The sequence below is a fragment of the Mesorhizobium sp. M8A.F.Ca.ET.161.01.1.1 genome (assembly GCF_004792105.1).
Taxonomy (GTDB): Bacteria; Pseudomonadota; Alphaproteobacteria; order Rhizobiales; family Rhizobiaceae; genus Mesorhizobium.
The window spans coordinates 449,902-474,863 of record NZ_SRTD01000005.1; the positions used below are offsets into that span (position 1 = coordinate 449,902).

The 24,962-nt window shown below is 63.5% G+C and carries 26 protein-coding genes and 1 pseudogene; 10 read left to right on the forward strand and 17 right to left on the reverse strand.

The window, feature by feature from the left end:
- From EN804_RS16410 to EN804_RS16425, 4 genes are read left to right on the forward strand one after another with little or no spacing between them, the layout of a single operon-like run.
- Positions 1–960, forward strand: a complete 960-nt coding sequence (locus EN804_RS16410) for a carbohydrate ABC transporter permease (protein ID WP_127279270.1) — start codon at positions 1–3, stop codon at positions 958–960.
- Positions 957–1,187 carry a hypothetical protein gene (locus EN804_RS16415; RefSeq protein WP_127279269.1) on the forward strand — a complete coding sequence of 77 codons (231 nt, stop codon included), beginning with the start codon at positions 957–959 and terminating at the stop codon, positions 1,185–1,187. The genes EN804_RS16410 and EN804_RS16415 overlap by 4 nt, the downstream gene beginning before the upstream one ends.
- Positions 1,184–2,287, forward strand: a complete 1,104-nt coding sequence (locus tag EN804_RS16420; RefSeq protein ID WP_135920262.1) for an ABC transporter ATP-binding protein — start codon at positions 1,184–1,186, stop codon at positions 2,285–2,287. The genes EN804_RS16415 and EN804_RS16420 overlap by 4 nt, the downstream gene beginning before the upstream one ends.
- Positions 2,287–3,372: an ABC transporter ATP-binding protein gene (locus EN804_RS16425; RefSeq protein WP_127872317.1), complete on the forward strand. Its 1,086-nt coding sequence runs from the start codon at positions 2,287–2,289 to the stop codon at positions 3,370–3,372. The genes EN804_RS16420 and EN804_RS16425 overlap by 1 nt, the downstream gene beginning before the upstream one ends.
- Before the next feature lie 7 nt (positions 3,373–3,379).
- Here EN804_RS16425 and EN804_RS16430 read toward each other — a convergent pair whose 3' ends face one another.
- Together EN804_RS16430 and EN804_RS16435 are read right to left on the reverse strand one after the other, a co-directional pair.
- On the reverse strand, positions 3,380–3,811 hold the full coding sequence (locus tag EN804_RS16430; RefSeq protein ID WP_135920264.1) for a DUF4437 domain-containing protein: 432 nt from the start codon (positions 3,809–3,811) through the stop codon (positions 3,380–3,382).
- A gap of 117 nt (positions 3,812–3,928) precedes the next feature.
- Entirely contained in the window at positions 3,929–4,900 is a 972-nt protein-coding gene (locus EN804_RS16435; RefSeq protein ID WP_135920266.1) for an AraC family transcriptional regulator, read from the reverse strand.
- Between the two features lie 182 nt (positions 4,901–5,082).
- On the opposite strand from EN804_RS16435, the gene EN804_RS16440 reads away from it, so the two are divergent.
- Positions 5,083–6,297, forward strand: coding sequence for an MFS transporter (locus tag EN804_RS16440; RefSeq protein ID WP_135865840.1), 1,215 nt, complete (start codon positions 5,083–5,085; stop codon positions 6,295–6,297).
- Between the two features lie 40 nt (positions 6,298–6,337).
- Here the strand turns inward: EN804_RS16440 and EN804_RS16445 are convergent, their stop codons facing one another.
- Positions 6,338–6,916 (reverse strand): TetR/AcrR family transcriptional regulator, encoded by a 579-nt coding sequence (locus EN804_RS16445; protein ID WP_246693434.1) that lies wholly within the window; start codon positions 6,914–6,916, stop codon positions 6,338–6,340.
- Positions 6,917–7,013: 97 nt separating this feature from the next.
- On the opposite strand from EN804_RS16445, the gene EN804_RS16450 reads away from it, so the two are divergent.
- Positions 7,014–7,922: an SDR family oxidoreductase gene (locus tag EN804_RS16450; protein WP_135865836.1), complete on the forward strand. Its 909-nt coding sequence runs from the start codon at positions 7,014–7,016 to the stop codon at positions 7,920–7,922.
- Between the two features lie 12 nt (positions 7,923–7,934).
- Here EN804_RS16450 and EN804_RS16455 read toward each other — a convergent pair whose 3' ends face one another.
- On the reverse strand, positions 7,935–8,282 hold the full coding sequence (locus EN804_RS16455) for a GFA family protein (RefSeq protein WP_127279578.1): 348 nt from the start codon (positions 8,280–8,282) through the stop codon (positions 7,935–7,937).
- Positions 8,283–8,397: 115 nt separating this feature from the next.
- On the opposite strand from EN804_RS16455, the gene EN804_RS16460 reads away from it, so the two are divergent.
- On the forward strand, positions 8,398–9,687 hold the full coding sequence (locus EN804_RS16460) for an amidase (RefSeq protein WP_135920288.1): 1,290 nt from the start codon (positions 8,398–8,400) through the stop codon (positions 9,685–9,687).
- 21 nt (positions 9,688–9,708) lie between these two features.
- Here the strand turns inward: EN804_RS16460 and EN804_RS16465 are convergent, their stop codons facing one another.
- The 5 genes from EN804_RS16465 to EN804_RS16485 are packed head-to-tail and all read right to left on the reverse strand — an operon-like array spanning position 9,709 to position 13,964.
- The gene (locus EN804_RS16465; RefSeq protein ID WP_245464555.1) at positions 9,709–10,134 is read right to left on the reverse strand and encodes a hypothetical protein; all 426 of its coding nucleotides are present in this window, start codon (positions 10,132–10,134) and stop codon (positions 9,709–9,711) included.
- A complete protein-coding gene (locus EN804_RS16470) occupies positions 10,131–11,111 on the reverse strand; it encodes a hydroxyacid dehydrogenase (protein WP_135920290.1) in 981 nt (326 codons plus the stop codon). Before EN804_RS16470 ends, EN804_RS16465 begins: the two co-directional genes overlap by 4 nt.
- Positions 11,112–11,125: 14 nt before the next feature.
- Positions 11,126–11,845, reverse strand: a complete 720-nt coding sequence (locus EN804_RS16475; protein WP_135920270.1) for a FadR/GntR family transcriptional regulator — start codon at positions 11,843–11,845, stop codon at positions 11,126–11,128.
- Positions 11,846–11,847: 2 nt separating this feature from the next.
- Positions 11,848–13,017, reverse strand: coding sequence for a mandelate racemase/muconate lactonizing enzyme family protein (locus tag EN804_RS16480; protein ID WP_135881447.1), 1,170 nt, complete (start codon positions 13,015–13,017; stop codon positions 11,848–11,850).
- A gap of 59 nt (positions 13,018–13,076) precedes the next feature.
- A complete protein-coding gene (locus EN804_RS16485; RefSeq protein ID WP_127277895.1) occupies positions 13,077–13,964 on the reverse strand; it encodes a sugar phosphate isomerase/epimerase in 888 nt (295 codons plus the stop codon).
- A gap of 400 nt (positions 13,965–14,364) precedes the next feature.
- On the opposite strand from EN804_RS16485, the gene EN804_RS16490 reads away from it, so the two are divergent.
- From EN804_RS16490 to EN804_RS16500, 3 genes are all read left to right on the forward strand, one after another.
- Positions 14,365–15,420, forward strand: coding sequence for a sugar phosphate isomerase/epimerase (locus EN804_RS16490; RefSeq protein WP_127277894.1), 1,056 nt, complete (start codon positions 14,365–14,367; stop codon positions 15,418–15,420).
- A gap of 53 nt (positions 15,421–15,473) precedes the next feature.
- Positions 15,474–16,661 carry a Gfo/Idh/MocA family oxidoreductase gene (locus EN804_RS16495; protein WP_135920271.1) on the forward strand — a complete coding sequence of 396 codons (1,188 nt, stop codon included), beginning with the start codon at positions 15,474–15,476 and terminating at the stop codon, positions 16,659–16,661.
- Positions 16,662–16,888: 227 nt separating this feature from the next.
- Complete coding sequence (locus EN804_RS16500; RefSeq protein ID WP_135920273.1) at positions 16,889–17,740, forward strand: sugar phosphate isomerase/epimerase; 852 nt, start codon at positions 16,889–16,891, stop codon at positions 17,738–17,740.
- A 161-nt stretch (positions 17,741–17,901) separates the two neighbouring features.
- Here EN804_RS16500 and phnE (EN804_RS16505) read toward each other — a convergent pair whose 3' ends face one another.
- The 8 genes and pseudogenes from phnE (EN804_RS16505) to EN804_RS16540 form a co-directional block, all read right to left on the reverse strand.
- Entirely contained in the window at positions 17,902–19,269 is a 1,368-nt protein-coding gene (phnE, locus tag EN804_RS16505; protein ID WP_127277891.1) for a phosphonate ABC transporter, permease protein PhnE, read from the reverse strand.
- A gap of 3 nt (positions 19,270–19,272) precedes the next feature.
- Positions 19,273–20,229, reverse strand: a complete 957-nt coding sequence (gene phnE, locus EN804_RS16510; protein ID WP_135881445.1) for a phosphonate ABC transporter, permease protein PhnE — start codon at positions 20,227–20,229, stop codon at positions 19,273–19,275.
- Between the two features lie 55 nt (positions 20,230–20,284).
- On the reverse strand, positions 20,285–21,193 hold the full coding sequence (gene phnD / locus EN804_RS16515; RefSeq protein ID WP_135881444.1) for a phosphonate ABC transporter substrate-binding protein: 909 nt from the start codon (positions 21,191–21,193) through the stop codon (positions 20,285–20,287).
- 110 nt (positions 21,194–21,303) lie between these two features.
- The gene (gene phnC / locus EN804_RS16520; RefSeq protein WP_135920275.1) at positions 21,304–22,161 is read right to left on the reverse strand and encodes a phosphonate ABC transporter ATP-binding protein; all 858 of its coding nucleotides are present in this window, start codon (positions 22,159–22,161) and stop codon (positions 21,304–21,306) included.
- A gap of 129 nt (positions 22,162–22,290) precedes the next feature.
- Positions 22,291–23,001, reverse strand: coding sequence for a DUF1868 domain-containing protein (locus tag EN804_RS16525; RefSeq protein ID WP_135920277.1), 711 nt, complete (start codon positions 22,999–23,001; stop codon positions 22,291–22,293).
- Positions 23,002–23,147: 146 nt separating this feature from the next.
- Positions 23,148–23,765 carry a DapH/DapD/GlmU-related protein gene (locus EN804_RS16530; protein WP_135865817.1) on the reverse strand — a complete coding sequence of 206 codons (618 nt, stop codon included), beginning with the start codon at positions 23,763–23,765 and terminating at the stop codon, positions 23,148–23,150.
- On the reverse strand, positions 23,762–24,469 hold the full coding sequence (gene phnL, locus EN804_RS16535; RefSeq protein WP_127277885.1) for a phosphonate C-P lyase system protein PhnL: 708 nt from the start codon (positions 24,467–24,469) through the stop codon (positions 23,762–23,764). The genes EN804_RS16530 and phnL overlap by 4 nt, the downstream gene beginning before the upstream one ends.
- 100 nt (positions 24,470–24,569) lie before the next feature.
- Positions 24,570–24,962: pseudogene (locus EN804_RS16540) on the reverse strand (integrase core domain-containing protein); the annotation flags it as partial.

Sequence of the window (24,962 nt, forward strand, 5' to 3'; positions counted from 1 at the left end):
ATGGCGGCCGTCCGCACTTCTTCCGAAATCACCTTCAACCGCGTCGCCATCGTCGCCGTGCTGCTGGTGACCATCATCTTCCTGGCGCCGATCTATTGGATCGCCTCGACGGCGTTCAAGCCGCGCAATCTTGCCACCACCATTCCGCCGACCGTCGTCTTCCAGCCGGAGATATCGCCCTTCGTGAAGCTGTTCACCAAGCGCTCCCAATTGCGCAGTCCGCCTTCGCCGGAAGAGTACGCGGCCGCCCCATGGTGGGAGCGCGTCGTGTTCGACGGCGGTGAAAAGATCGTGCGCGACGGCAAGGGCCAGGTGCAGTGGTCGGGCTATCCGAGCCGCTTCCTGAACTCGCTGATCATCGCCATCACTTCGACGGTGCTGGCTGTCGGCATGGGCACGTTCACCGCCTATGGCTTCTCTCGCTTCAAGGTGAAAGGAGAGGCGGACCTGCTCTTCTTCATCCTGTCGACACGCATGCTGCCACCGGTGGTGGTGGCGATCCCGATGTTCCTGATGTACCGCGCGGTCGGCCTCAACGATTCCCATATCGGCCTGATCATCCTCTACACTGCCTTCAACCTGTCCTTCTCGGTGTGGCTGATGAAGGGTTTCATGGACGAAATCCCGAAGGAGTATGAGGAGGCGGCACTCGTCGACGGCTACACACGCATGGAAGCCTTCTTCAAGATCGTGCTGCCGGAGGCCGCCACCGGCATCGCCGCCACAGCCGTGTTCTGCTTCATCACCGCGTGGAACGAATATGCCTTCGCGCTGATCATGACCAACCGCCGCGCCCAGACGGCGCCGCCGTTCATTCCCAGCCAGGTCGGCTCCGGCCTGCCGGACTGGACGGTGATTGCCGCCGGAACCTTCCTGTTCTTGCTGCCGGTCGCCATCTTCACCTTCCTGCTTCGCAATCATCTGCTGCGCGGCATGTCCTTCGGAGCGATCCGCAAATGAGCTTTCGCGCCATCAATCAGAAATATCTGGAGCCCGGTAGCCAAGTGCTGATGGTGCTCGGCATCGTCGCACTCTGCCAGCCGTGGAACATGCTGCTGCACAGCTACGGCCTGACCATCATCCTGATCGGGCTGATCGGTTTCAACATCACCTCGAAGATAGCGCCAGAGGAAGAGGCCGGCACCGGCCATGGCGCGGATACGCGAAATCCGGGAGCACAGCATTGACCCAGATAGAGCTTCGCGGCGTCCAGAAATTCTTCGGTGCCGTCCAGGTCATCAAGGACCTCAACCTCAAGATCGCGGACAATGAGTTCATCGTGCTGCTTGGGCAGTCCGGCTGCGGCAAGACGACGACGTTGCGCGCCATCGCCGGACTGGAAACCATCGGCGAGGGCGACATCCTCATCGACGGCAAGCCGGTCCAGCATTTGAAGGCGGCCGACCGCGATATCGCCATGGTCTTCCAGTCGTTTTCACTCTACCCTCATATGAGCGTCTACGAGAACATCGCCTTTCCGCTCCGCGCCACGCGCAAGAGCAAAAGCGAGATCGACCAGGAAGTACGCTCGGTCGCCAAGACGCTGCAAATTTCAGACCTGTTGGCCAAAAAACCGTCGGCGCTTTCAGGCGGCGACATGCAGCGGGTGGCGATCGGCCGGGCGCTGGTGCGGCGGCCGAAGGCGATGCTGATGGATGAGCCGATCGGCGCGCTCGACGCCAAGCTGCGCGAAGAGATGCGGGCCGAGATCAAGCGGCTGCACATCAAGCAGGGCTCGACCACCATCTACGTCACGCACGACCAGATCGAGGCGATGAGCCTCGCCGACCGCATCGTCATCATGCATGAGGGCGTGTTGCAGCAGGTGGGAACGCCCGACGAGGTCTATTCGCAGCCGGCCAATCTGTTCGTGGCCCAGTTCGTCGGCAGCCCGGTGATGAATGTCGCCGACGCGGCCGTGACCGAGAAAGCCTCGGCCGCATCGGTGACCCTAGGCGACGCGGCCGCCGGCTTCGAGTTTCCGCGCACGCTGCTGTCGAAGCTCAACGGTCATGCCGGCGACGCGTTGGCGCTCGGCATCCGGCCCGAAGGGGTGCTCATTCGCCGCGATGCGGCCGACGGCTTCATGGCCGTCGAGACGCAGATCGTCGAACCGCTCGGCTCCTTCGACATCGTCGACCTCAAGGTCGGCTCCAATATGCTGCGTGCCCGCACCAAGAGCGGCTTCATTTCAGGCCCCGGCGAAAAGGTCTTTGCCAGGATCGATCCGACGCAGGCGCATTTCTTCGACAAGGCAAGCGGCAAGTCGCTTGAGGTGAGGCTCTGATGGCCCATATCCAGCTCAAGAATATCTCCAAGACGTTCGGTAACCACACGGCCTTGACCGGCCTCGACCTCGACATCGCCGATGGCGAATTCTTCGTCCTGCTCGGCGAAACGGGCGCCGGCAAGACGACCACGCTGCGGCTGATCGCCGGGCTGGAGAAGCCGAGCGCGGGGCAGGTCTTCATCGATGGGGTCGACGTTGCCGACTGGGGCGCGGCCGAGCGCGACGTGGCGCTGGTGCTGCAGCAATATTCGCTCTACCCGCGCTACACGGTGCGCGAAAACCTCGAATTTCCGCTGAAGCCGAAGATCCGCAGGCTGCCTGACGCCGAGATCAAGGACCGCGTCGACCGCGCCGCCCGCACGCTACGGATCGAGCACCTGCTCGACCGCAAGACCGACCGGCTGTCCGGCGGCGAAATGCAGCGCGTCTCCATCGGCCGCGCCATCGTGCGCAAGCCGCGCGTGTTCCTGATGGACGAGCCGCTGTCGGCGCTCGACGCCAAATTGCGCGAGGCGCTGCGCACCGAGTTGAAGAACCTGCAGATACAGCTCGGCGCCACTTTCCTGTTCGTTACCCACGACCAGATCGAGGCGATGTCGATGGGTGACAAAGTCGGCGTGCTCAACCATGGCCGCATCATCCAGACCGGCACGCCTCACGAGATCTACAACAACCCGCGCGACACCTACGTGGCGAGCTTCGTCGGCTCGCCGCCGATGAACCTCATCGACGGCAGGCTGGTGAACGGCCGTGCGGTGATGGCGCCATTGAATTTTGAACTGCCGTTTGCAGGGGGAGCCAAGGCGAGTGGGGCGACCGAGGGTCGCCCGCTCGTCTTCGGCATCCGTCCGGAGGATGTGTATCTGGAAAGCGGCGCACCGGTCGAGGCGCGTGTCCACGACGTCGAGAACCATGGCGTGGAAAAGATCCTGACGCTGCGGGTCGGCGATACAACCCTGCGCGCCACGGTGCCGGCCAGGACCGATGTCGCGATCGAGCAACCGGTGCGCTTTGCCTGGAACCCCGACAAGGTGGTGCTGTTCGACAAGGGCAGTGGAGTCAGCTTGCGGCACGCGTCATAAGGCGCGGCTATTTCGGCAGGTAGGTCTCGTAAGGCGTGTCGTTGATCAACAGGATCACGCATTCCGTCTGCGAGAGGCAGGCGTCGTCATGCATCTCATCGGCCTTCTGGGTCCAGTAGGATCCAGGTGGCAGTTCGACCTTGCTCGCCTCGCCGCCTTGCATCTGCCAGTGCGCCCATAGACCCTGGATGACCACGGCGCGATAGTCGGCGGTGTGCGCGTGCACGGGGGCGCGCCAGTTGCCCGGGACTTTCAGCAAGGTTCCGGCGGACCCCTTGGCCCTTTCGCCCCACAGTGGTCCCAGGCGCTGCGGCTGGTCAAGCGCCTCGGCGACGTAAGGGATCTTGCCTGCCGGCAGATAGCTGTCCTCGAGAGCAAAGGCGCGTCCTGGAATGACCGACAGGACACCAAGCGCGAGCAGTACGAAATGATTGGCCATGGGATTTCCTCCACGGGCCAGCCTATCCGCCGGAAGCCGGCCGGCAATGACGCCGCGTCCAAAAGACCTGGCAATTCCTCCAGCCGGGAGGGATTGGCGTGATTTGGCTGCCTGACGTCAGGACGGCTCTTCGCCGGCACCAATGTGGCGCAGATGGCTCGGCGCCACGCCCATCACCCGCTTGAAGGCGCGGCTGAAGGATGCTTCCGAATCATAGCCCAGTCTCGCCGCCGCCACCGACACCCTCATGCCATCCCGGGCCAACCATTGCCTGGCCTGGTGCATGCGCACGCGCAGCACATATTTGGCCGGCGTCTCTCCGACCACCGTGGCGAAGCGCTGGGCAAAGGCGGAGCGCGAGGCTCCCATCATCCGCGCCAGCGCCTCGACGCTCCAATCGCGATCCGGCTGCAGGTGGATGGTCGCCAGCACCTTGCCGATGTCGGGATTGCGGACGGCCGCGATCCAGCCGGTGGCATCGCCACAGCCGTTCTCGACCCAGGAGCGGATGATCGTGGCGGCGAGCACATCGGCAAGGCGGGCAAGGATTCCGCCGGAGCCGACCCGGTCCATCGTCACTTCGCCGGCCATCGCGTCGAGCAGATGCCGAATGCCCGGTGCGTTCGCCATCAGCTTATGCGCCTGCATCAGGTTGGGCATCATGTCGAGCAGCGGGTGCGAGCCGTCGAGATTGAAATGCATGCTGCCGCAAAACAGCAAGGTCTTGGGGCCGCCACACTCGTTGGAGACGTCGTAGATGTTTTCGCACACCGGTTCGATCGTGTAGCGGCCGATCGGCACCGGGGGCACGCCGGGCGCGCTGGCCAGGACATGCGCGTCGCCGCGCGGGATCAAAAGCGCGTCGCCCACGGATAGTTCGATCCACTCCTTGGCCGGTGAGAACAGCCAGCAGCCCTGCTGGCCGATGAAATGAAACCGAGCCGCCTTCTGTGCGGGAAAGGAAACGGCCCAGGGCTCGCCCAACACGCAGCGGCCGTAGTCGACGCCGTCGAGCCGTAATCCACGCAGCATGTCGGTCAGCGGATCACCGGAAGTCGGCTGCGCCATTTTGGACGAATTGTAATTCATTCCGGCGTTTCTAGCATGGAAACTCCAACTCGTCACTCCCATGTTGCGGTGCAGCCAAATGCTGCGCTGCAAACAAATCGAAGACCGGCCGCATAGCCAAGCCACGACGGCAAGCATGTAACGGGTGATGCCAGAGCCCGGTTGTTTTCTATGTGGCGCCGCAAACAGATCGGAGACTGACCATGGCCGAACCCGCGACAGGCGCCATTGACGCCGCACTTCTCGACCCCGCCGAATCCGATGAACGAACCGAACCGGCGTGGGGTGCCGTGGTCTCGCTCGCCCTGGGCGTTTTCGGTCTGGTCACCGCCGAATTCCTGCCCGCCAGTCTGCTGACGCCGATGGCGCGCGATCTCGGCGTAAGCGAAGGCGTTGCCGGGCAAGCGGTGACGGCGACCGCGATCGTGGGCGCCATCGCCGCTCCCACCATGGCCATCATCACAAGGCGCATGGACCGCAGGCTGGTGATGTGGATGCTGACGGCGTTCCTTATCCTGTCCAACCTTCTCGCCACCTTTGCCTCGTCGCTGCCCATGCTCCTGCTGGCCCGCGTCGTGCTCGGCGTGGCCCTTGGCGGCTTCTGGGCCATGTCGGCCGCCATGGCGTTGCGGCTGGTGCCGATGCGGCTGATGCCGCGGGCGATGTCGATCATCCTGACCGGCGTGTCGCTTGCCACCGTCACCGCGGCTCCGGTCGGCGCCTATGTCGGCGACATCTGGGGATGGCGCACGGCATTCATGATCGCGACCATCGTCGGGGCGCTGGCACTGCTGGTGCAACTGGCGACCATTCCGAAACTGCCGCCGGTGGGCGTCGCGAGCTTCCGCACCTTGCTCGAAGTGCTGGAGCGGCCGTCGATCAGGGTTGCCCTGCTGGTCGTGCTGCTGGTCGCGTCCGGGCACTTTGCCGGTTTCACCTATGTCCGTCCCTTCCTCGAGAAGGTGCCGGTGCTCAACATCGAGACGATCTCGCTGGTGCTGCTGGCCTACGGCATAGGCGGTTTCTTCGGCAACATCGCCGGCGGCATCCTCGCCGAACGCAACCTCAAGGCCGCCATCGCGCTGGCGCCTCTGCTGATTGCATTGGCGGCCGCCTCGATGCTGATCCTTGGCGCGTCGCCCACGATCGCCGCCACTGCCGTCGCGGCCTGGGGCTTTGCCTTCGGCGCGGTGCCGGTCGGGCTGCAGAGCTGGCTGGTACGGGCAGCACCCGACCAGGCCGAGAGCGCCGGCGGTCTGATGGTTGCAACCTTCCAGGTGGCGATTGCGCTGGGCGCCGTCTTTGGCGGCCTGCTGGTCGACCATGCCGGCGTCGCCAGTGCCTTTGCCTATTGCGGCGTCGCCACGCTGCTGGCTGCCATCGTGGTGTTCCTGCGCGGCCCGAGGCAGGCCGAATAGTCTCTCCCAACAGCTACCATTGGCAACGGCCCGAGAACCACTACGGTTTTCGGGCCGTTGCCGTTGTGATGGCGGCGACGAAGCGGTTGAGACTGTCCTCGACATAGACGGCCACTTCGATGGTCGGATCAAACCTCCACCATAGCAACGAACCTTGCCAGTGCGACGCCATCAGCAGGCCGACGTCTGGTGGCGGGTCGTCGATTTCAGCGAAGCAGGCCGCAAGAGCAGCGCACAGGAATGCCTTCCAGGTAGCGCCGCGCGCCCTGAGCACAGGATCGCGCAGATCCTCGCGCAAGACGAGCAGGCCCTCGGCATAGGACTCGATGCCGCCATAGCCCTGCGACAGCGCCACCAGCAATTCGATGGCACCGGCCGGGGTTCTAGCAACGCCGGTGGCCAGCGTTCTGGTCTTGTCGTCGAGATCATCCCAGGCATGCAGCAAGGTGCGCTGCTTCAACCGCGCCTTGTTCTTGAAGCGCTGCACCAGGGTTGCGCCGGACAGGCCGCAGGCTTTTGCCAGACGCTCGAAGGTAAGCGCCTCCGGCCCGTGCTCGTGGATCAATCGCAAGGCTGCTTCCAGCACCTGTTCGTCGGACCGGGTTTTGGGACGGGTCATCTTGACATTCCAATATAACCGAATGATCATTTATATATGTTGCGAGCGGCGTTTGCCAGCTCGGATTTGATCGATGGTGCTGTTTTGGGAGAGTTCAATGACGTTGCAAGGGAAAGTTGCCCTGGTTGCCGGCGGCACACGGGGCGCCGGGCGCGGCATAGCGGTCGAACTCGGCGCCGCCGGCGCCACCGTCTATGTCACGGGGCGGAGCACGCGCGGCCAGCAATCCGAGTATGCCCGGCCAGAGACCATCGAGGAGACGGCTGAACTGGTCACCGTGAACGGCGGCACGGGCATCGCCGTGAAGGTCGATCATCTCATCGCCGATGAAGTACGCAGGTTGGTCGAGCGCATCCGTGACGAGCAGGGTCGCCTCGACATACTGGTCAACGATATCTGGGGCGGCGAAAAGCTGTTCGAATGGGACAAGCCGGTCTGGGAGCACAATCTGGAGAACGGCCTGCGCATGCTGCGCCTGGCCATCGACACGCATCTGATCACCGCGCACCATGCCTTGCCGTTGATGATCGAGCGGCCGGGCGGGCTGCTTGTCGAGATCACCGACGGCACCGCCGAATACAATGCCCGGCATTATCGCCTGTCGCCTTTCTACGACCTTGCCAAGGTGGCGGTGAACCGCATGGCCTGGGCTCACGCCAAGGACCTTGCAAAACACGGCGCCACGTCGGTCTCGCTGACGCCGGGCTGGATGCGTTCGGAAATGATGCTGGAGATCTATGGCGTCGCCGAAGAAAACTGGCGCGACGCCACGGCGAAAGTGCCCCATTTCGTCATCTCCGAAACGCCGCGCTTCGTCGGCCGCGCCGTCGCCGCTTTGGCCACGGATCCGGATCGCTCGCGCTGGAACGGCCAGTCGCTGTCCAGCGGCGGGCTGGCGCAGGTCTATGGTTTCACCGATTTGGACGGCTCGCGACCCGATGCCTGGCGCTATGTTCCGGAGGTTCAGGATGCCGGCAAACCAGCCGATGCAACAGGCTACCGGTAGAGCAGAACTGCTTCAGGCCGAGCGCCCATCGAAGTCGAAGATCGACAAGGTGGACGGGTCGAGACCGGTCAAGCAGTTGATGTTGACGTAGGCGCTGCGTTCGCCGCTTTCGCTGATGTCTTCGGCAAAGGGATGGATGCCGCAGGTTCGGCAGAAGCGGTGTGCTATTTTCGCTTCGCCGAATGTGTAGCGGCCAAGGTCATCGCCCCAGGCGACGAGTGTGAGCTTGTCATGTGGCACGGCCCACAGCAGCGCACCCTTGCGGGCGCAGATCGAGCAATTGCAGCGAACGACGCCCTCGAGCTCGCCCTCGATTTCGAACGCAACCTTGCCGCAATGGCAGCTGCCCTTGTACAGCATCAGTATCTTCCTGTCGCTGGCCGGTGCAAAGGCACGCTGGCCGGGTTATTCCTTCGGCAGGCCTGGCGGCTGCTTGCCCGAAGGACGTTCTATCCTGGCGGAGTCCGACATCGACATGCAATCAATCCGCGACCGTCTCGAAAACATCCTGTCACGTCTTGCCAGTCGTGCAGCCGACGAGAAGGTCTACACGAAGCTTTATGCCGAAGCCGCACGGGCCGCGGCTGACGCCAGCGATGCCCGCAAACGAGCCGGCGTGACTCTTGGGCCGCTCGACGGCACCATTGTCTCGATCAAGGATCTGTTCGATGTCGCCGGCGAAGCGACCACGGCGGGCTCGCTGATGCGCAAGACCGCCGCGCCGGCTCAGCGCGATGCGGCCATCGTCGGCCGGCTTCGGCAAGCCGGTGCGGTCATCATCGGCAAGACCAACATGACCGAATTCGCCTTCACCGCGATCGGCGACAACATGCATTACGGAACGCCCGGCAATCCCGTCGACCCAGGGCGCATTCCAGGCGGTTCGTCCTCGGGCGCCGGCGTGTCTGTCGGCGAGGGGACGAGCGACATCTCGATCGGGTCCGACACCGGTGGTTCGATCCGCATCCCGGCGGCGCTCAATGGTGTCGTCGGCTTCAAGCCGACAGCACGGCGCGTGCCGCTGACCGGCGCCTTTCCGCTTTCGGGCACGTTGGACTCTATCGGGCCGCTCGCCCGAACCGTCTCGCAATGCGCAGCCGCCGACGCGGTGATGGCCGGCGAGGCGCCGAACGAATTGGCCGCCATTCCACTCGCCGGGCTTCGCATTGGCATTCCGCGCGGCGTTCTTTTCGGCGACATAGAAGGCGGGGTTGCCGCGGCCTTCGAGCATTGTCTTGGCAGGATCGAACAGGCCGGCGCGCACATTGCGGATCTGTCGATCGACGACATGATCGCGGAGTTTCGTGCGGCCACCAAGCGCGGTTCGATCGCCGCCATGGAAGGCGCCGAGGTGCATGCCGACTGGCTGGCGGCAGGCGCGCCGGCGCCGGTCGACCCGCATGTGAGTGGACCCTTGTCGCGGGCGGCCATGCTGCCGACGCCGGTCTACATCAGGGCCTTGCGCCGCCGCACTGCTCTGGCAGCAGCCATGGATGAGCGGCTGACATCGGTTGATGTGCTGGCTCTGCCGACCACGCCGGTGACGGCGCCGACCATCGCTTACATGGCCGAGGATGCCGAGTTGCGCGACCACGTCGAAGGCCTGCTGCTGCGCAACACGCAGGTCGCCAACCAGTTCGACCTCTGCGCGATCTCGCTGCCAATGCCGGGCACGGCGCTGCCGGCTGGCCTGATGCTGGTCGCGCGCAACGGCCACGACCATCGTCTGCTGCGGATAGCGGCTGAAGTGGAGAGCCTGCTGTGACGAGCAGCGTGCCCACGGCAATCAGTGCGCCGCGCAGCGCCTGCGCTCGGCTTTGCCAGAGGCGCGTTCGATACGCGTAACGACCAGCATGGGCGGGTCGTTCGGCTCACCGCGATGCTGGATCGATCCTCTGACGACGAGCTTTCCCGCTTGAAGCTTGTCGGAAGTGTCGGGTGCGGCCCTGTCTTGCAGCGCCAATTCGGTGGTGTTGAGCGCCACGCCTTTGATGACCTTGCCGGTGGCCAGATCCAGCGCGTTACCCGAGGGACAAGGGTCTCTGAAGCAGACGATTCCATTGCTGCAGTAGACATAGTCGCTGCCCTCTGCCGCAGCGAGTGCAGGCAAGGCCGCGGTCGAACACGCGGCGAGAACCAAGGATGCCAAGCGACGATACAACATGACTTTCAGCGTCACCAACAATTGAAGCGAAACCGCGGTGTATTTCACGTGTCGGCCGGAAACCGCCGCCGGTAATGATCGACCACTTCGGGATTGCGCAGATTGACAGGCAGCTTGCCGGCCAGCACCAGCAGGGTCTCGCCGGCCGCGCCGACGCCCATGCGCATCATCGATTCCTCGGTAATCCCTGCCATATGCGGGGTGATGATGACATTGTCGAAGCCGAAATAGGGATGATTTGCCGGTAGCGGCTGTGTCGAGAAAACGTCGAGCGCGGCGCCGCCAATGCGGCGCTGCCGCAAGGCCTCGATCAGCGCGTCGTCGTCGACGACCGGCCCACGCGACACGTTGATCAGCAGTGCGTTGGGTTTCATGCGGGCGATGCGCTCGCGGCTGATCAGGCCGCGCGTCTCCGGCGTCAGCGGGCAGCAGAGCACGATGATGTCGCTCTGCTCGACCAGCGCGTCGATCGACAGGAAGCCGCCTTTTTCCGGCGCCGGCTGCATGCTGCGCGTCGTTGCCACAACCTTGAGGTCGAAGCCGTGCGCGGCGATATGCCCGACGGCTTGCCCGACTGCGCCGAGGCCGACGATGCCGATGGTCTTGCCGGCGAGTTCGATGTTGGAGTTGGCATGCTCGCGGCCGGCAAGCCAGCCCTTGGCGCGCAGGTCGCGGTCGACCCTGCGGAATTGCCGCAGCAGCGCAAGCGCGGTGAACATGACATGTTCGGCGACCGAGCGGGCATTGACCGCCGGCACGTTAGCCACCAGCACGCCGGCTGCCGCGGCTGCTTCCATCGGGATCATGTCGAGCCCCGCGCCATGGCGAATTGCGGCCCTCAGCTTCCAGGCGCCCTCGAACAGCGCCGGCGGCAGCGGCGCCCGCACGATGACGATGTCGGCATCCTTGGCCTCCCTGGCCAATGTGCCGGCGTCCAGCGCCGAAGCGATCACCAGCTGACCGGCGCCGGCGAGCTTGGCCGAGGCGCGCGGGTGCAGCGGATGGGTCGACAGGATCTTTGGCACGGTCTGGGTCACGGTCAGGCCTTTTCGAGCGCCGCGCCTGCGGGCGAAGCCGCCATGCCGCCCTCGATCAGGCCCTTCCAGTAGCTTTCGGCGCCTTGCAGATGGGCGCTCATCAGCGCCTGGGCGAGATTGCCGTCGCGGCGCAGCAGCGCCTCGTAGATCTGCACGTGCTCGGCATGTGAGCGCACGCTGCGTTCGGGATCGTTGAAGTAGATCGGCAGGCGCTGCTCGCCCATCAGATAGTAGACGCTGCAGATGTTGTGGAAGACGCTGTTCTTGGTGGCGCGCACGATTTCGAGGTGGAATTCGCGGTCCTCCTTGGCCAAGCCTTCGCCAGCGGCGATGCGCTCCTCGGAGACCTTCAGGATTTCGCGCAGCCGTTCGAAATTTTCCTCGGTGGCGCGCGAGCAGGCAAGCTCCGCGGCCTTGATCTCATGGATCTTGCGCAACTCGACCGTTTCATAAATCTGCAGGGGATCGAGCGGCAGGCCGGCGCGTGCGAACAGCGCCAGCGCCTCCACGCTCGCCTGTTTGGTGTCGATGTAGATGCCTGATTTGGCGCGGCGCTCGACGATGCGCATGGCTTCGAGGATGGCAAGCGCTTCGCGGATCTGCCCGCGGCTGACGCCAAAATGCTCAGCCAACTCGCGTTCGGAAGGCGTGCGGCCGCTCTCCTTGTCCGAGTGGGAGAACAGATAGGCGGCGAGTTCCGCGAGAAGGTTGTTTTCTTTCATCGTCAATTGCGTTGCGCGTGCGCCTCCAGGAATCGCTCCGAAATGGTGAATCCCAATCCGGGCTTTTCCGGGATCGCTATCATACCGTCCTTCGCTTCGACAGTCTCATCGACCAGATCGTGGATCATCGGGTTGGCGCCGAGCGAATATTCGACCGTGAAACTCGAAGGCGATGCGGCACAGACATGCAGTCCGGCGAAGAAGCAGGGCGCGCCGGCCCATAGATGCGGCGCAAAGCGCAAATTGAAGGCGCTGGCGATGGTGCCGATCTTCATTGCCTCGCTGATGCCGCCGCAAAAGGCCGGATCCGGCTGGAAGATGTCGGCGGCCTTGAGCACGGCGAGGTCGCGAAAGGCATAGCGCGTCGCCTCGCTTTCGCCGGTGGCGATCGGAACGGCGCCGGCGGCGCGCACTTCGGCCATGCCCGGCTTGTCGTCGGCGATCACGGGCTCCTCGAACCAGGCGAGGTCGAGATCGCCGACGAGGTGGATGAAGCGCTTGGCTTCCGCCACGGTATAGGTTCCGTGGGCATCGACCATCAGATCGACATCGGGGCCGAGCGCCTGGCGTGCCGCGCGCACGCGAGCCGCGGAAATATGCGCGGCGCCATCCATGGCGCCCACCCGCATCTTCAGCGCCTTGAAGCCGCCCCTGGCGATATAAGATTTCAATTGCTCGCCGATGGCATCGGCCGACGCCCAGCCACCGGAGGCATAGGCCTGCATGCGATCGACCTTACGGCCACCGAGAAGCCGCCAGACCGGCTGGCCCAGCGACTTGCCCAGGATGTCCCAGAGCGCGATGTCGACGGCGCTGATGGCGGCGACGCTCATGCCGCGCCGCGCCAGCTGCGGCATGGCGTGGCCTGCATGGGCGGCACTCTGGTGGCGCACGCCGTTGTAGAGCATTTCCCAGATGACGCCGATATCGGCCGGATCGCGGCCGATCAATTGCGGCCCGACTTCTTGGTTCAGCATATGGACGAGGGCGCCATAGCTGCCGGCACTGCCAGCCGCATTCTTGCCTTCGCCCCAGCCGACCAGCCCGTCATCGGTTTCGATGCGCAGGATGGCCGCGTCGAAGGTCGTCACCTGGCCGAAGTCGCTGCGATGCTGCTTCGCGGCTTCGATCGGGACGCGGACCCACCAGGCCTGGACTGTCTTGATGCGCATATTTTTCCCCAGCCCCGCCGCCGGCCAGGGCGGAAGGGCAAATTCCCAGAGGCGGTCGACTACTTGATCAGCGGCAACAGCGTTTCGGCGGTGATGCGCATCTGGTCGGTGTAGAATTTCTCGGTGAGGACGCTGGAGCCGTGATCCTGGATGAACTTCAGCTGCTCGGGCGAGATATCGACCGGGTGGCGCTCAACCATGTCGGGATAGGGTGCCGCCGGCGTGCGGTCGACCGGGGCGACGAACTCGTTGGTCAGCGCGCCATCATAGCCGACTTCCTTCAAGGTCGCGACGATCCTGGGCCAGTCGATCTGGCCGAGGCCGGCGGCGAAGCGGTTGTTGTCGGCGACATGGAAGTCGAACAGGCGCTTTCCGACCTGCCGGATGGCGTCATGGACATTAAATTCCTCCATGTGGAGGTGGTAGGCGTCAAGGCAGACGCCGCATTCGGGGCTGACCGCATCAGCCAGCGCCAGCGCCTGTGCGCCGCGGTTGAACAGATAGGTCTCGAAGCGGTTCAGCGGCTCGACGGCAATCTTGACGCCGACCTTCTTGGCGTGGGTGAAGCATTCGCGGGTCGCGTCGACGACCCACTTCCACTCCTCTTCCTCGGTGCCGTCCGGCACCACCTTGCCGACGGTTGCCGGAACCAGCGTGATGATCTCGCCGTCGAGCTCGCTGACCATCGTCAGCACGTCCTTGACGTATTGCACGGAGCGCTCGCGCTGGCCTTGGTTCCTGGCGGCGAGGTTGCGTTCGCCTAACATCAGGGTCACCGCGCCCCAGCAGCGGATGCCATGCTCCTTCAGCAGCGCCCGCGTCTCCTTGGTCTTGTACTGCGCGGGCTCGCCGGAAATCTCGATCGACTCATAGCCGAATTTCTTGATGCGCTTGAGCGTCGTCTCAAGGGGTTCCGCGCGCATCCAGTTGTGCGTCGAAAGATGCATGGTCCGTCCTTCCCAGATTCGTCCGTATGGTTTGCCTGCGACATGCATCGCCGAAAGACGACGCAAGGGTTCCTCCCCAAGGCATCCCCAGCCTTTTCCCGCAAACTGGTTCGACCAATTGGGCCTGAAGCGAGGTCTACAGCAAATTCCCTGGAACGGCAAGAAGCGTGGAGACGCTACTTCCTGTGTGAATTATAACATTGATTGTATTGCGTTATGTGCCGATATTTTGGATATGCGGAGGGCTTTGCCGAGACATTGTCAGGCTTGACCAAAATCCCCTATTTGGTAATACCAGAATGGCCGTGCCTGCAAGGCGCCTGGTTCGAAAAGACCAAAATGGCTGGCCCTGCTTCCAATCGGCGCTATGCTTGGTCGCGACAAAATGAGGAGGATGCCGATGCCGACGACAATGAAGGGCCCTGGACTGTTTCTGGCGCAGTTCGCGGGCGACGCCGCGCCGTTCAATTCGCTGGCGTCGATCACCAAATGGGCCGCCGGTCTCGGCTACAAGGGCGTGCAGATCCCGACCTGGGACGCGCGCCTGTTCGACCTCAAGAAGGCTGCGTCTTCCAAGGCCTATTGCGATGAGGTGAAGGGCATCTGCACTGACGCCGGGGTCGAGATCACCGAACTGTCGACGCATCTGCAGGGGCAATTGGTGGCGGTGCATCCGGCCTATGACGCGCAGATGGATGGGTTCGCGCCGCCATCGGTGCACAACAACCCGAAGGCGCGGCAGGAATGGGCCGTCGAACAGATGAAGTTCGGTGCCAAGGCATCGCGCAATCTCGGGCTGAATGCCTCGGTGTCGTTCACCGGCTCGCTGGCTTTCCCCTACCTCTATCCCTTCCCGCAGCGGCCCGCCGGTCTGATCGAGGAAGCCTTCGGCGAACTCGGCAAACGCTGGAAGCCGATCCTCGACGCCTATGAGGACAATGGTGTCGATGTCGGCTACGAAATCCATCCTTCAGAGGACGTGTTCGATGGGGCCACCTTCGAGATGTTCCTCGATGCCGTCGGCGGCCACAAGCGCTGCAACATCAATTACGACCCTTCGCACTTCCTGCTGCAGCAGCTCGACTATCTCGAATTCATCGACATCTATCACGAGCGGATCAAGGCGTTCCACGTCAAGGACGCCGAGTTCAATCCGACCGGCCGGCAGGGCGTGTACTCCGGTTACCAGAGCTGGACGAACCGTGCCGGCCGTTTCCGTTCGCTCGGTGATGGGCAAGTGGATTTCGGTGGCATCTTCTCCAAGCTGACGCAGTACAATTACGATTCCTGGGCGGTGCTGGAATGGGAATGCTGCCTGAAGCATCCTGAGGACGGTGCGGCCGAAGGGGCGCCCTTCATCCAGCACCACATCATCCGGGTGACCGAGAAGGCATTCGACGATTTCGCCGCCGGCACCACGGACAAGAAGCTGCTGCGCGCCATGATGGGAATTTGACACGGCTTTGGCTCCCCCTTGGGGGAGGGGTATTTCATACGAGGGAGAAAAATATGGTAGGCGCATCGAAGTCGGAAACGGGAGGCGGCCCGATCCGCTACGGCATGGTCGGCGGCGGGCAAGGCGCCTTCATCGGCGCGGTGCACCGGATCGCGGCGCGACTGGACAATGATTTCGTGCTCATCGCGGGCGCCCTGTCGTCCGATCCGGCACGCGCCAAGGCCTCGGCCGCCGAACTCGGGCTCGATCCCTCGCGCAGCTATGCGTCCTACGCGGAAATGGCCAAGGCCGAGGCGAAGCGCTCGGACGGCATCGAGGCGGTGGCCATCGTCACTCCCAACAACGTCCATGTGCCGGCGGCCAGGGCTTTCCTCGAAGCGGGCATTCACGTGATCTGCGACAAGCCGCTGGCAACCACGCTGGCCGAGGCGAAAAAGCTTGCGGCGATAGTCGAAAAGACCGGCAAGGTGTTCGTGCTCACCCACAATTACACCGCCTATCCGATGGTGCGGCAGGCGCGCGAAATGGTGGCCAAGGGCGTGCTTGGCGACATCCGCATCGTGCAGTCGGAATATCCGCAGGACTGGCTGACCGAGGACCTCGCCGCCACCGGTCAGAAGCAGGCGTCGTGGCGCGGCGATCCCAAGCAAGCGGGGGCCGGCGGCGCGCTCGGCGACATCGGCACCCATGCCTATAACCTCGCCCGCTTCGTCTCCGGACTCGAGCTCGACTCCCTGTCGGCCGATCTCGATGCCTTCGTGCCGGGGAGACTGCTCGACGACAATGTCAACGTCATGCTGCGTTTCAAACCGGCGGGAAAAACGCATCCGGCCAAGGGCATGATCTGGGCGAGCCAGGTGGCGCCCGGTCATGAGAACGGCCTGAAGCTGCGCATCTACGGTTCGAAGGGCGGGCTGGAGTGGGTGCAGGCCGATCCCAACTATCTCTGGTACACGCCGTTCGGCCAGCCGAAACAGTTGATCACCCGCAACGGCGCCGGCGCGTTGCCGGTGGCAGGCCGCGTCAGCCGCGTTCCGTCAGGCCACCCCGAGGGCTATCTTGAGGGCTTCGCCAATATCTACCAGGAGGCCGCACGCGCCATCCGCGCGGCGCGGCGCAAGGGCGGCAAGCCGGCAAAGGATGTCGTCTTCCCGACCATTCAGGACGGCGTCGAAGGCATGGCTTTCATCGAAGCCTGTGTGAAGTCGTCGAAGAAGAATGGGGCGTGGACGAAGCTGTAAGGGGGGCCTGGCAAGCGCGGAATTCCCCCTCACCCGGATTGCCAACCGAATTGCGAAGGGCAATTCGGGGCAATCCGACCTCTCCCTGAGGGGAGAGGAGGTCGCTGGTGCCGGCGTCAGTCTCTTCTCCCCTCAGGGAGAAGGTGGCCGCGTAGCGGCCGGATGAGGGGGCTTGGCGCGAAGTTGGCGGGAACAACCAGCCGGCCTTGAAAATGGGGAGGGCGTCGATGAAAATCGGCATGTGCATGTTCTTGTGGACGACGGCAGTGTCGAAGAAGCACGAGCCATTGCTTCGCGACATCAAGGCCACCGGCTTCGACGGTGTCGAGATACCGATCTTCGCCGGGACGCCGGACGACTACCGGAAACTGGGCGAGCTGCTCGACCGCATCGGGTTGGAGCGGACGGCGGTTTCAGCGATGGGCGATCCCTCGATGAACCTGATCTCGGCCGATGCTGCAACGCGCAAGGCCGGTGTGGATTACATGAAATGGGCCATCGATTGCGCCGATGCGCTTGGCGCCCTCACGCTGAGCGGACCGCTGCATTCGACGCTGGGCGCCTTTTCCGGAACCGGGCCGACAGCCGCCGAGAAGAAGCGCTCCATCGCCTCGCAACGCGCCATCGGCGACCATGCCGGCAAGAGGAACGTCACCATCGGGCTCGAGGCGCTGAACCGCTTCGAATGCTATCTTCTCAACACCATGGCCGACTTGTCGGAGCATGTCGACGTCATCGACCGGCCGCACATCAAGGCGATGTACGACACGTTCCACGCCAATATCGAGGAGGCCGACCCGATCGGCGCCTATACGAAGCACCGCAGGAATGTCGTGCATATCCACATATCGGAGAACGATCGCGGCGTGCCGGGGCGCGGCAACATTCCGTGGAAAGAAACCTTCGCGGCGATCCGCAACAGCGGCTATGACGACTGGCTGACCATCGAGGCGTTCGGGCGCTCGCTGAAGGATCTGGCGGCGGCGACGAAAGTGTGGCGCGATTTTTCCGAGACGCCGGAAGCGGTTTATCGCGAGGGGTACAAGCATATCAGGGATGGGTGGAAGAAGGCGGCTTAGGCTTAGGGCACGTCGATATTCGGGTGAGGCCGGTCTGCAAATGCAGGGTTCCTGCGCTTCCGGTGCTCACGTACCCAAAAGTACGCTCCGCTCCGGTTCTCGTAACCCTGCATTTTCGACTCGGCCTGACCCGAATCTCAACATGCCCTGAGGCGAGATCGTTATCCCTGCTGGGCCTGGATCCTATTGTAGTCGTGGATCGTCCGGCTCAACCTGCGGCGCAGGAAGTTGGATATGTTGTCGAAGATGAAGACGACGAGCAGGATCAGCAGCACCATGTAGAAGACGTTGGCCCAGTTGGAGTTGGTGCGCATCGCTTCCCACAGTTTCAGGCCAATGCCGCCGGCGCCGACCGCGCCGATGATGGTGGCGCCCCTGGTGTTGGATTCCCACTGGTAGAGGGTCTGACTGATGAAGATCGGGATCACTTCGGGCATAACGCCGTAGCGCTGCACCAAAAGGCCGTTGGCGCCGGTCGAAAGCACCCCTTCACGTGGCTTGTCGTCGATGTTCTCCAGACCTTCCGAATAGACTTTGCCGAGCGTGCCGATCTCGGTGAAGAAGATAGCGGCGCTGCCGGCCAGCGGACCAGGGCCGAAGGCGCGGGTGAAGAACAGCGCCCAGATCAGCATGTCGACCGAGCGCATGAAGTCGAAGAAGCGCTTGAGCCCCTGGCTGAGCACGCCGCTTGGCGTAATGTTACGCGCCGCGAAGAAGGCCAGCGGGAAGGCGACGATGCCGCCGAGCAGCGTGCCGAGGAAAGCCATGACGATGGTCTGCAGGAGCTTCGTCCAGACGTCGCCGTGCTGCCATTGGGCGTTGTTCCAGATGTTGTCGCCGGCCAGCGCGAGGTTCGAGGTGCCTGGTTTCAGCTCGGGTCCCGATATGATCAGCGAAATCACTTGCCCCACTGATTTGCCGAAGAAGGGCGAGCGTGTGTCGAAGACGAAGTTCGCCCAGCCGAGGAAGCGCTTGCGCATCTTGACCCGGTCGACGGTGACGCGCACCTCGCCGACAAAGCCCATCTTGGCGACCACCTCGTCATCGTGAACCGTCATCCAGTCGGGCACCGGACCCGAGACCACCGGCTTGCCGCCGGTCAGCGCCACCGGCACTGTCTGTCCATTGGCGACAATCGTCGCATAGGTCTTGTCGAAGGTGACGGATTTGGCCTGGCCGTCGATCCGCACGGTGAAGGACCCGTCGGCATTCTTGATTACCCAATCCGGATTGGGATTGTCGCCCAGTGCGGAGAAACGCGGATATTTGGGCATGATCTCCGGCTGGTCGAGACGGAATTCCGGCTGCAGATCGTAGCTGATCCACTGCGTCAGGAAAAGTGGCAGTCGCTCCCAATGCGATTCACGCAATACCTGCGGCAGGCTGAAGAACCACAAGGCATAGACCAGATAGAGGAGAGTGCCAACGAACAGGAGCAGCGGACCGAAGCGCTTGTATGCGGGGCGCCGGAAAACCTGCGGGTGGCGCGCCTCGATCGACAGCATCTCCTCGGCGGTCATGGTTGCCATGATCTATGCCCCCATCATAAAGGCTTGTTCGCCGACCAGCTTGCGGCGAAGCCAGGCGGAAAACTGATCGATGATGAAGATGGTCGTGAACAGCAGCAACACCAGCGCCAGCGTCTTGGCGCCGAAGCCGCGCGAGATGGACAGCTTCAGCTCTTCGCCGATGCCGCCGCCGCCGACGGCGCCGATGATGGTCGAGGCCCGCACGTTGATCTCGACCCGCAGCAGCGTATAGGACACGAAATTGGGCAACACCTGTGGAAGGTCGGCGAAGCGCACCCGCTCGAACCAGTTGGCGCCGACCGCCGTCAGGCCTTCCTCGGCGCGCATGTCGATGTTCTCGTTGATCTCGTAGAACAGCTTGCCGAGTGCGCCGATCGAATGCAGGCCGATGGCGATTATGGCGGCGATCGGACCGGTCGAGACGATTGCCGCGAAGAGGCCGGCGATGACGATTTCCGGAAAGGCACGCAGCAATTCCATGAAACGCTTGACCACCAGCCTCAGTGCCGGATGGGGCGTCAGGTTGCGCGCCGCGATGAAGGAAAAAGGCACCGCGAAGATGAAGCCGATGAAGGTCGAAACCAGCGCCACGTTCACCGTGGTCAGCATCAGCTCGAAATATTCGGGGACGTAGAAACCGCCCCAGACATAGACGCGGCCGAGCGGGAAGTTGAATTCCTGGGTGCCGGTATCATGCGGCGAGGCGATGTCGAACAGCGCCCGCCAGACGTCGTTCCAGTCTTTCGGGACCAGCCAGCTCAGGAAATCCAGTATGTGCGGCAGCCGGTCGAAGAAATGCCCGGCATTGGCTTCGTCGGCGAACCACATGCTGGAAAGCATCGCGGCAAGCAGCAGACCGACGCCGAGCACGGTATAGAACCGGCGCAGCGACGTCTGGCGTCGCCAGGCATCGGCCGTCTGGTGAATGCCGTCGGAGGGGGCTGTCACGGAAAGGGTCATGATCGGAGATGCAAAAAGGGCGGTGTTTTGAACACCGCCCCTTCCGATTTCGCCGTTAGCCGCCGATGGCTGCCTTACGGGCTTCGACGATGACGTTGTAGAAGTCGGGCTTTACGGGAACGTAGCCGGTAAAATCGCCGCCTTCGACGCCCTCGAAGCAAGCCTTGTCCTTCTTGGGCAGATCAGTGAAGAAGGCGGCCAGCTTGGCGGTCATGTCGTCGCCGAGCGCGGTGCGCACGACCAGCGGACCGTTCGGGATCAGGCCCGAGCGCCAGACTTCGACGAAGTCGTTGGGGTCGACGGCGCCCTTGGCGACTTCCTTGTGGAAGGTGCCGGAGGTGTAGCCGTTCTTGAAGTCGCCGATGCCCGAGGAATCGTCGACCGCGACGTCGACCTTGCCGTCACGCACCGCCAGAACGTTGTTTTCGTGGCCGCCATTGAACTGGGTCGAGCCGAAGAAGGTCTCGTTCGAGGCGCCGGTGTCCTTCGGAATCTGGGTCAGCGGGATCAGGTAGCCGGAAGTCGAATCCGGATCGGCATAGCCGAGCTTCTTGCCCTTGGCCGACTTGATGTCTGTGATCCCCGAGGTCTTCAGCGCCAGGCCGATCGAATAATAGCCCGTGGAGCCGTCGGTCTGCTTGGTGGTGAGGATCGGGGTGACCGCCTTCGGGTCCTTGAGATAGACGCTGGCATAGCCGGAGGCGCCGAGTTCGGCGAAGTCGAGCGTGCCGCCGAGCAGGCCCTGGATGACGCCGTCATAGTCGGCGGCGGGAAACAGCGAAACCTTCTCGAAGCCGAACTCGGTCTTCAGGTGGTCGGCCAGGCACTGGTAGTTGCGCAGCCGGTCGGTTTCGTTTTCGCCGCCGAGAATGCCGACGCGAAATTCCTTCATGTCGGCGGCGTGGGCAATGCTGGTGGCCATGGCGAGCACCGAAACGGCGCCGAAAACCATCTTCCTGAACATTGATGTCTCTCCTGTAAGTTCCGGCCCCGCGCCGGCAGCGTTCTTGATCTTGACAAGTGCCCTTGACGCGGGCGGACGATCCAGGCGCTCGCTACTGGCCCGTAACGGGCTCAGTATCCCGGGAATGCGGGTTCGAGCGGTCCGGCGGATGCGGCGATTTTCTGCTTGTAGGCAACGCTGGTGGAGGTGATGGCCTCCGATATCTCGCCGCCATTGCTGTCGGCGCCGTAGACAAGACGCACAGCTTCGCGGTTGAGCTCTTCGGGCGGCCCGTCGAAGACGACCTTGCCGGCGGCCATGCCGATGATGCGGTTGCAATAGGTGCGGGCGGTATCGAGCGTATGCAGATTGGTGACGACGGTAATGCCTTCGCGCAGATTGATGTCCTGCAGCGAATCCATCACCACCTTGGCGTTGAGCGGGTCGAGCGAGGCGATCGGCTCGTCGGCCAGGATCACCCTGGGCTGCTGCATCATGGCGCGGGCGATGGCGACCCGCTGCTGCTGTCCGCCCGACAAGGTGCCGGCGGGCTGAAGTGCGGTGCGGGCGATGTCGAGCCGCTCGAGCGCGGCGACCGCTTCCGCGCACTCGGCGCGCGAAAACATGCCGAGAAGGTTGGACAGGGTCGAACGGTGGTTCAATTTGCCGAGCAGCACGTTGGTCAGCACGTCGAGGCGCGGCACCAGGTTGAACTGCTGGAAAATCATGGCGCAGTCGCGCTGCCAGCGGCGCAGCGGCGAGCCGCGCAACCGGGAAACCTCGGCGCCGTCAAAAAAAATCGACCCCTGGCTGGGGTCGACAAGACGGTTGATCATGCGAAGCAGAGTTGATTTGCCCGCGCCCGAACGACCAATGACACCAACCATCTGCCCCTGCGGGATCGAGATGTTGACGTCGCTGACGGCGGTGTTCCTGCCAAATCGTCGGCTGACACCGCGGATTTCGAGCGTCGCAGAGCTTGCTGACATGGGCTGGTTCCAGTCCGGTCCATATTGATCGTCAGGCACTCGCCTAACGCAGCCACATGAACCTGCCATGTCGCCAGCATGTCAGTTTTGTTACGCTCCACAGATACGACGGCCGCGTCCTGCTGGCGATCAGCCGAGCACCAGCAATTCCTCGAAATGCTTCATGTCGCGGAATGCGCAGAAGGCGGGCGGCTTGATCTCGATCACCGGGGCCTCCCGGCCGAAAAGCGCCAGGCTCTCATCGAACAGCGCCTGCCAGGCAGCAGCCCTGTCGTCAGCGAGACGCTGGATCTGATAGGCGAAGGTGATGTGGAAGACGTAGGCGTCATGGTCGGGGTGCCGGTAGCCGAACGGCACAGCCAGTGCATCGCGCCATGCACGCATGATGCGCACATCCTCGTCGGTCGCGCCGGCAACGGTGAGGCCGGCCGGCACGATCTCGACCACCTTGATATTGAACGGGCCGGCGCCCTGGAAGCCTCTCAGGCGCTCCAGATAGAGGCGGGTCATGGCGTCGATGCCGGTGTCGAGCGGAACGTCGCGCGGCCAAAAGGGCAAGCGGCGGCGATATTCGATGATGCCCTGGAACAGCGTCATGTGCAGGCTGGAAACCGGCGTGAAGGCGAGGCGGTCGGCGTCCGGCATCGCCATCATCCGATCGCGCACCGCAAGCACCACGGCTTCCGATGGTGAGCCGCTGACCAGATGGCTGACGACGGTGTTGCCGGGTTCGATCAGGAAATTGCCGGAAGTGTCATAGCGCGTGCCGAGATGCACGGGCGGCATCGGATTGGAGCCAGCAAAGAATCCAGCGAGCGAGGGTCTGACAGTGTCGGGCATGGCGATCTCCTTGGGAGATGGCGTCCTGTCCGAGTCCTGTGTCAGGGATATGAAGGGGCACGCTCTATGACGATGATGTGAGCGGCTATGTCTCTTCACCTGACACAATTCCAGGAAAACCGGTTCTGACTTTTCCTGGAATTGTCCTATCCCTCGTACTTCTCCAGGAACGCCTCGGCGGACAGTTCGCGGAAATCGTCGAGCGAAGCACGCAGCCTGGCGTGGTCCCAGTCCCACCAGGCAAGCGCCTGGTAGCGTTCGGCGGTGCGGCGGTCGAAGCGTTCGCGGATCGGTTTGGCCGGCACACCGGCGACGATTGTGTAGGGCGCGACGTCCCTGGAGACGACCGCTCCGGCGCCAACCGCGGCACCGTCACCGACGGTGACGCCGGGCAGGACGGTCGAGCCGTGGCCGAGCCAGGTGTCGTGGCCGATGGTGACGCGCTTGGCGCGACGCTCAGCGAAGAATTCGCTCTCATGCTCGGCGTCATCCCAATAGTCCGACGCGCGGTAGGTGAAGTGGTGCAGCGTCGGCCGCCAGGTCGGATGGTTGGTGGCGTTGAGGCGCACGCTTGCCGCGATGTTGGCAAACTTGCCGATGGTCGCGCACCAGACGGCGCAGTCCTGCATCATGTAGGAATAGTCGCCGAGTTCGCTTTCCGAGACCCGGCTGCGGTCGGCGATCTCGGTCCAGCGGCCGAGCGTCGAGTTGTGCACCTCCGCTGAGGGGTGGACCAGCGGCGTCTCCGACAATTTCCTGGTCATGCGGCGAGTTTTCCCGGGGCGAAGGCGGTGACGTCGATGATGCGGTCGGCCACCGCCTCGCGCACATCGTGGTCGTGGAAGATGCCGAGCAGGGCGACGCCGGCCAGCTTCTTGGCGGCGATGAGTTCGATCACCACGTCGCGGTTGGTGGCGTCGAGCGATGCGGTCGGCTCGTCGAGCAGCAGGATCGGATGCTCGGTGATGAAGCCGCGCGCGATGTTGACGCGCTGCTGCTCGCCGCCGGAGAAGGTTGCAGGCGGCAGCATCCAGAGCTTTTCCGGCAGGTTTAGCTGGGCCAGCAAGGCGCGGGCCTTGGCTCGGGCTGCCTCGCGCTGCTCGCCGCGTTCGACCAGTGGCTCGGCGACAACGTCGAGAGCCGAGACGCGCGGCACGGTGCGCAGGAACTGGCTGACATAGCCGATCGTTTGCCGGCGAACGGAAAGCACGGTGCGCGGGCTGGCATGGGCGAGATCGATCAACCCGTCCTCGTGCGTGACGATGATCTGGCCTTCGTCGACGGCGTAGTTGCCGTAGAGCATCTTCAGGATCGAGCTCTTGCCGGCACCGGAGGGGCCGCCGAGCACGGTGCATTCGCCCGCCTTGATGGAGAAGGAGACGCCGGAGACGACAGGCAGCTTGATGCCGTCGCGAAGATGCATGGTGAAGCTCTTGGCGACGTCGGAGACAACGAGAGGGGTCGGCATCAGAAGGTTCTCCAATTGTCGTCGGTCGGCGGGAGGATACGGTGTCCAGCCGATAGATGGGTAACAGATTGAACCGGATACATAGGTAACAGTTCTCCCCCTATGCATCCGCCGCAGCGCCAAGCGGTTTGGTTGGCGCGGCGCTGCGGCGGACGAGCTTCATGCGTCTGGTGTCGATGATGCCAAGCGGATAATTATGGAAGGTAAGTGCCCATTGGCCGTCCTCGGCTTCGGTGGCCGCGACGGCTTCGCCGGCCAGTGATTGCGAGACATAGACGAAGCCGCCATTCCACCTGATCTCGCCATTGTGGCGCACCCAGCGAACCGCGGCCTCTTGCGGATAATCGGGCTCGGGTGGCGTCCTTGGCATGGCTCGTTGTGACGGGCGGTAATGCTGGGCTGGAGTGTCCATGGCAAGCGCCTCATGCGGACGCTCCTCATTGTAGCTGCGCCGGAAGGCTTCGAAGGCCTGGCCCTGAGCCGTTCTGTCGGC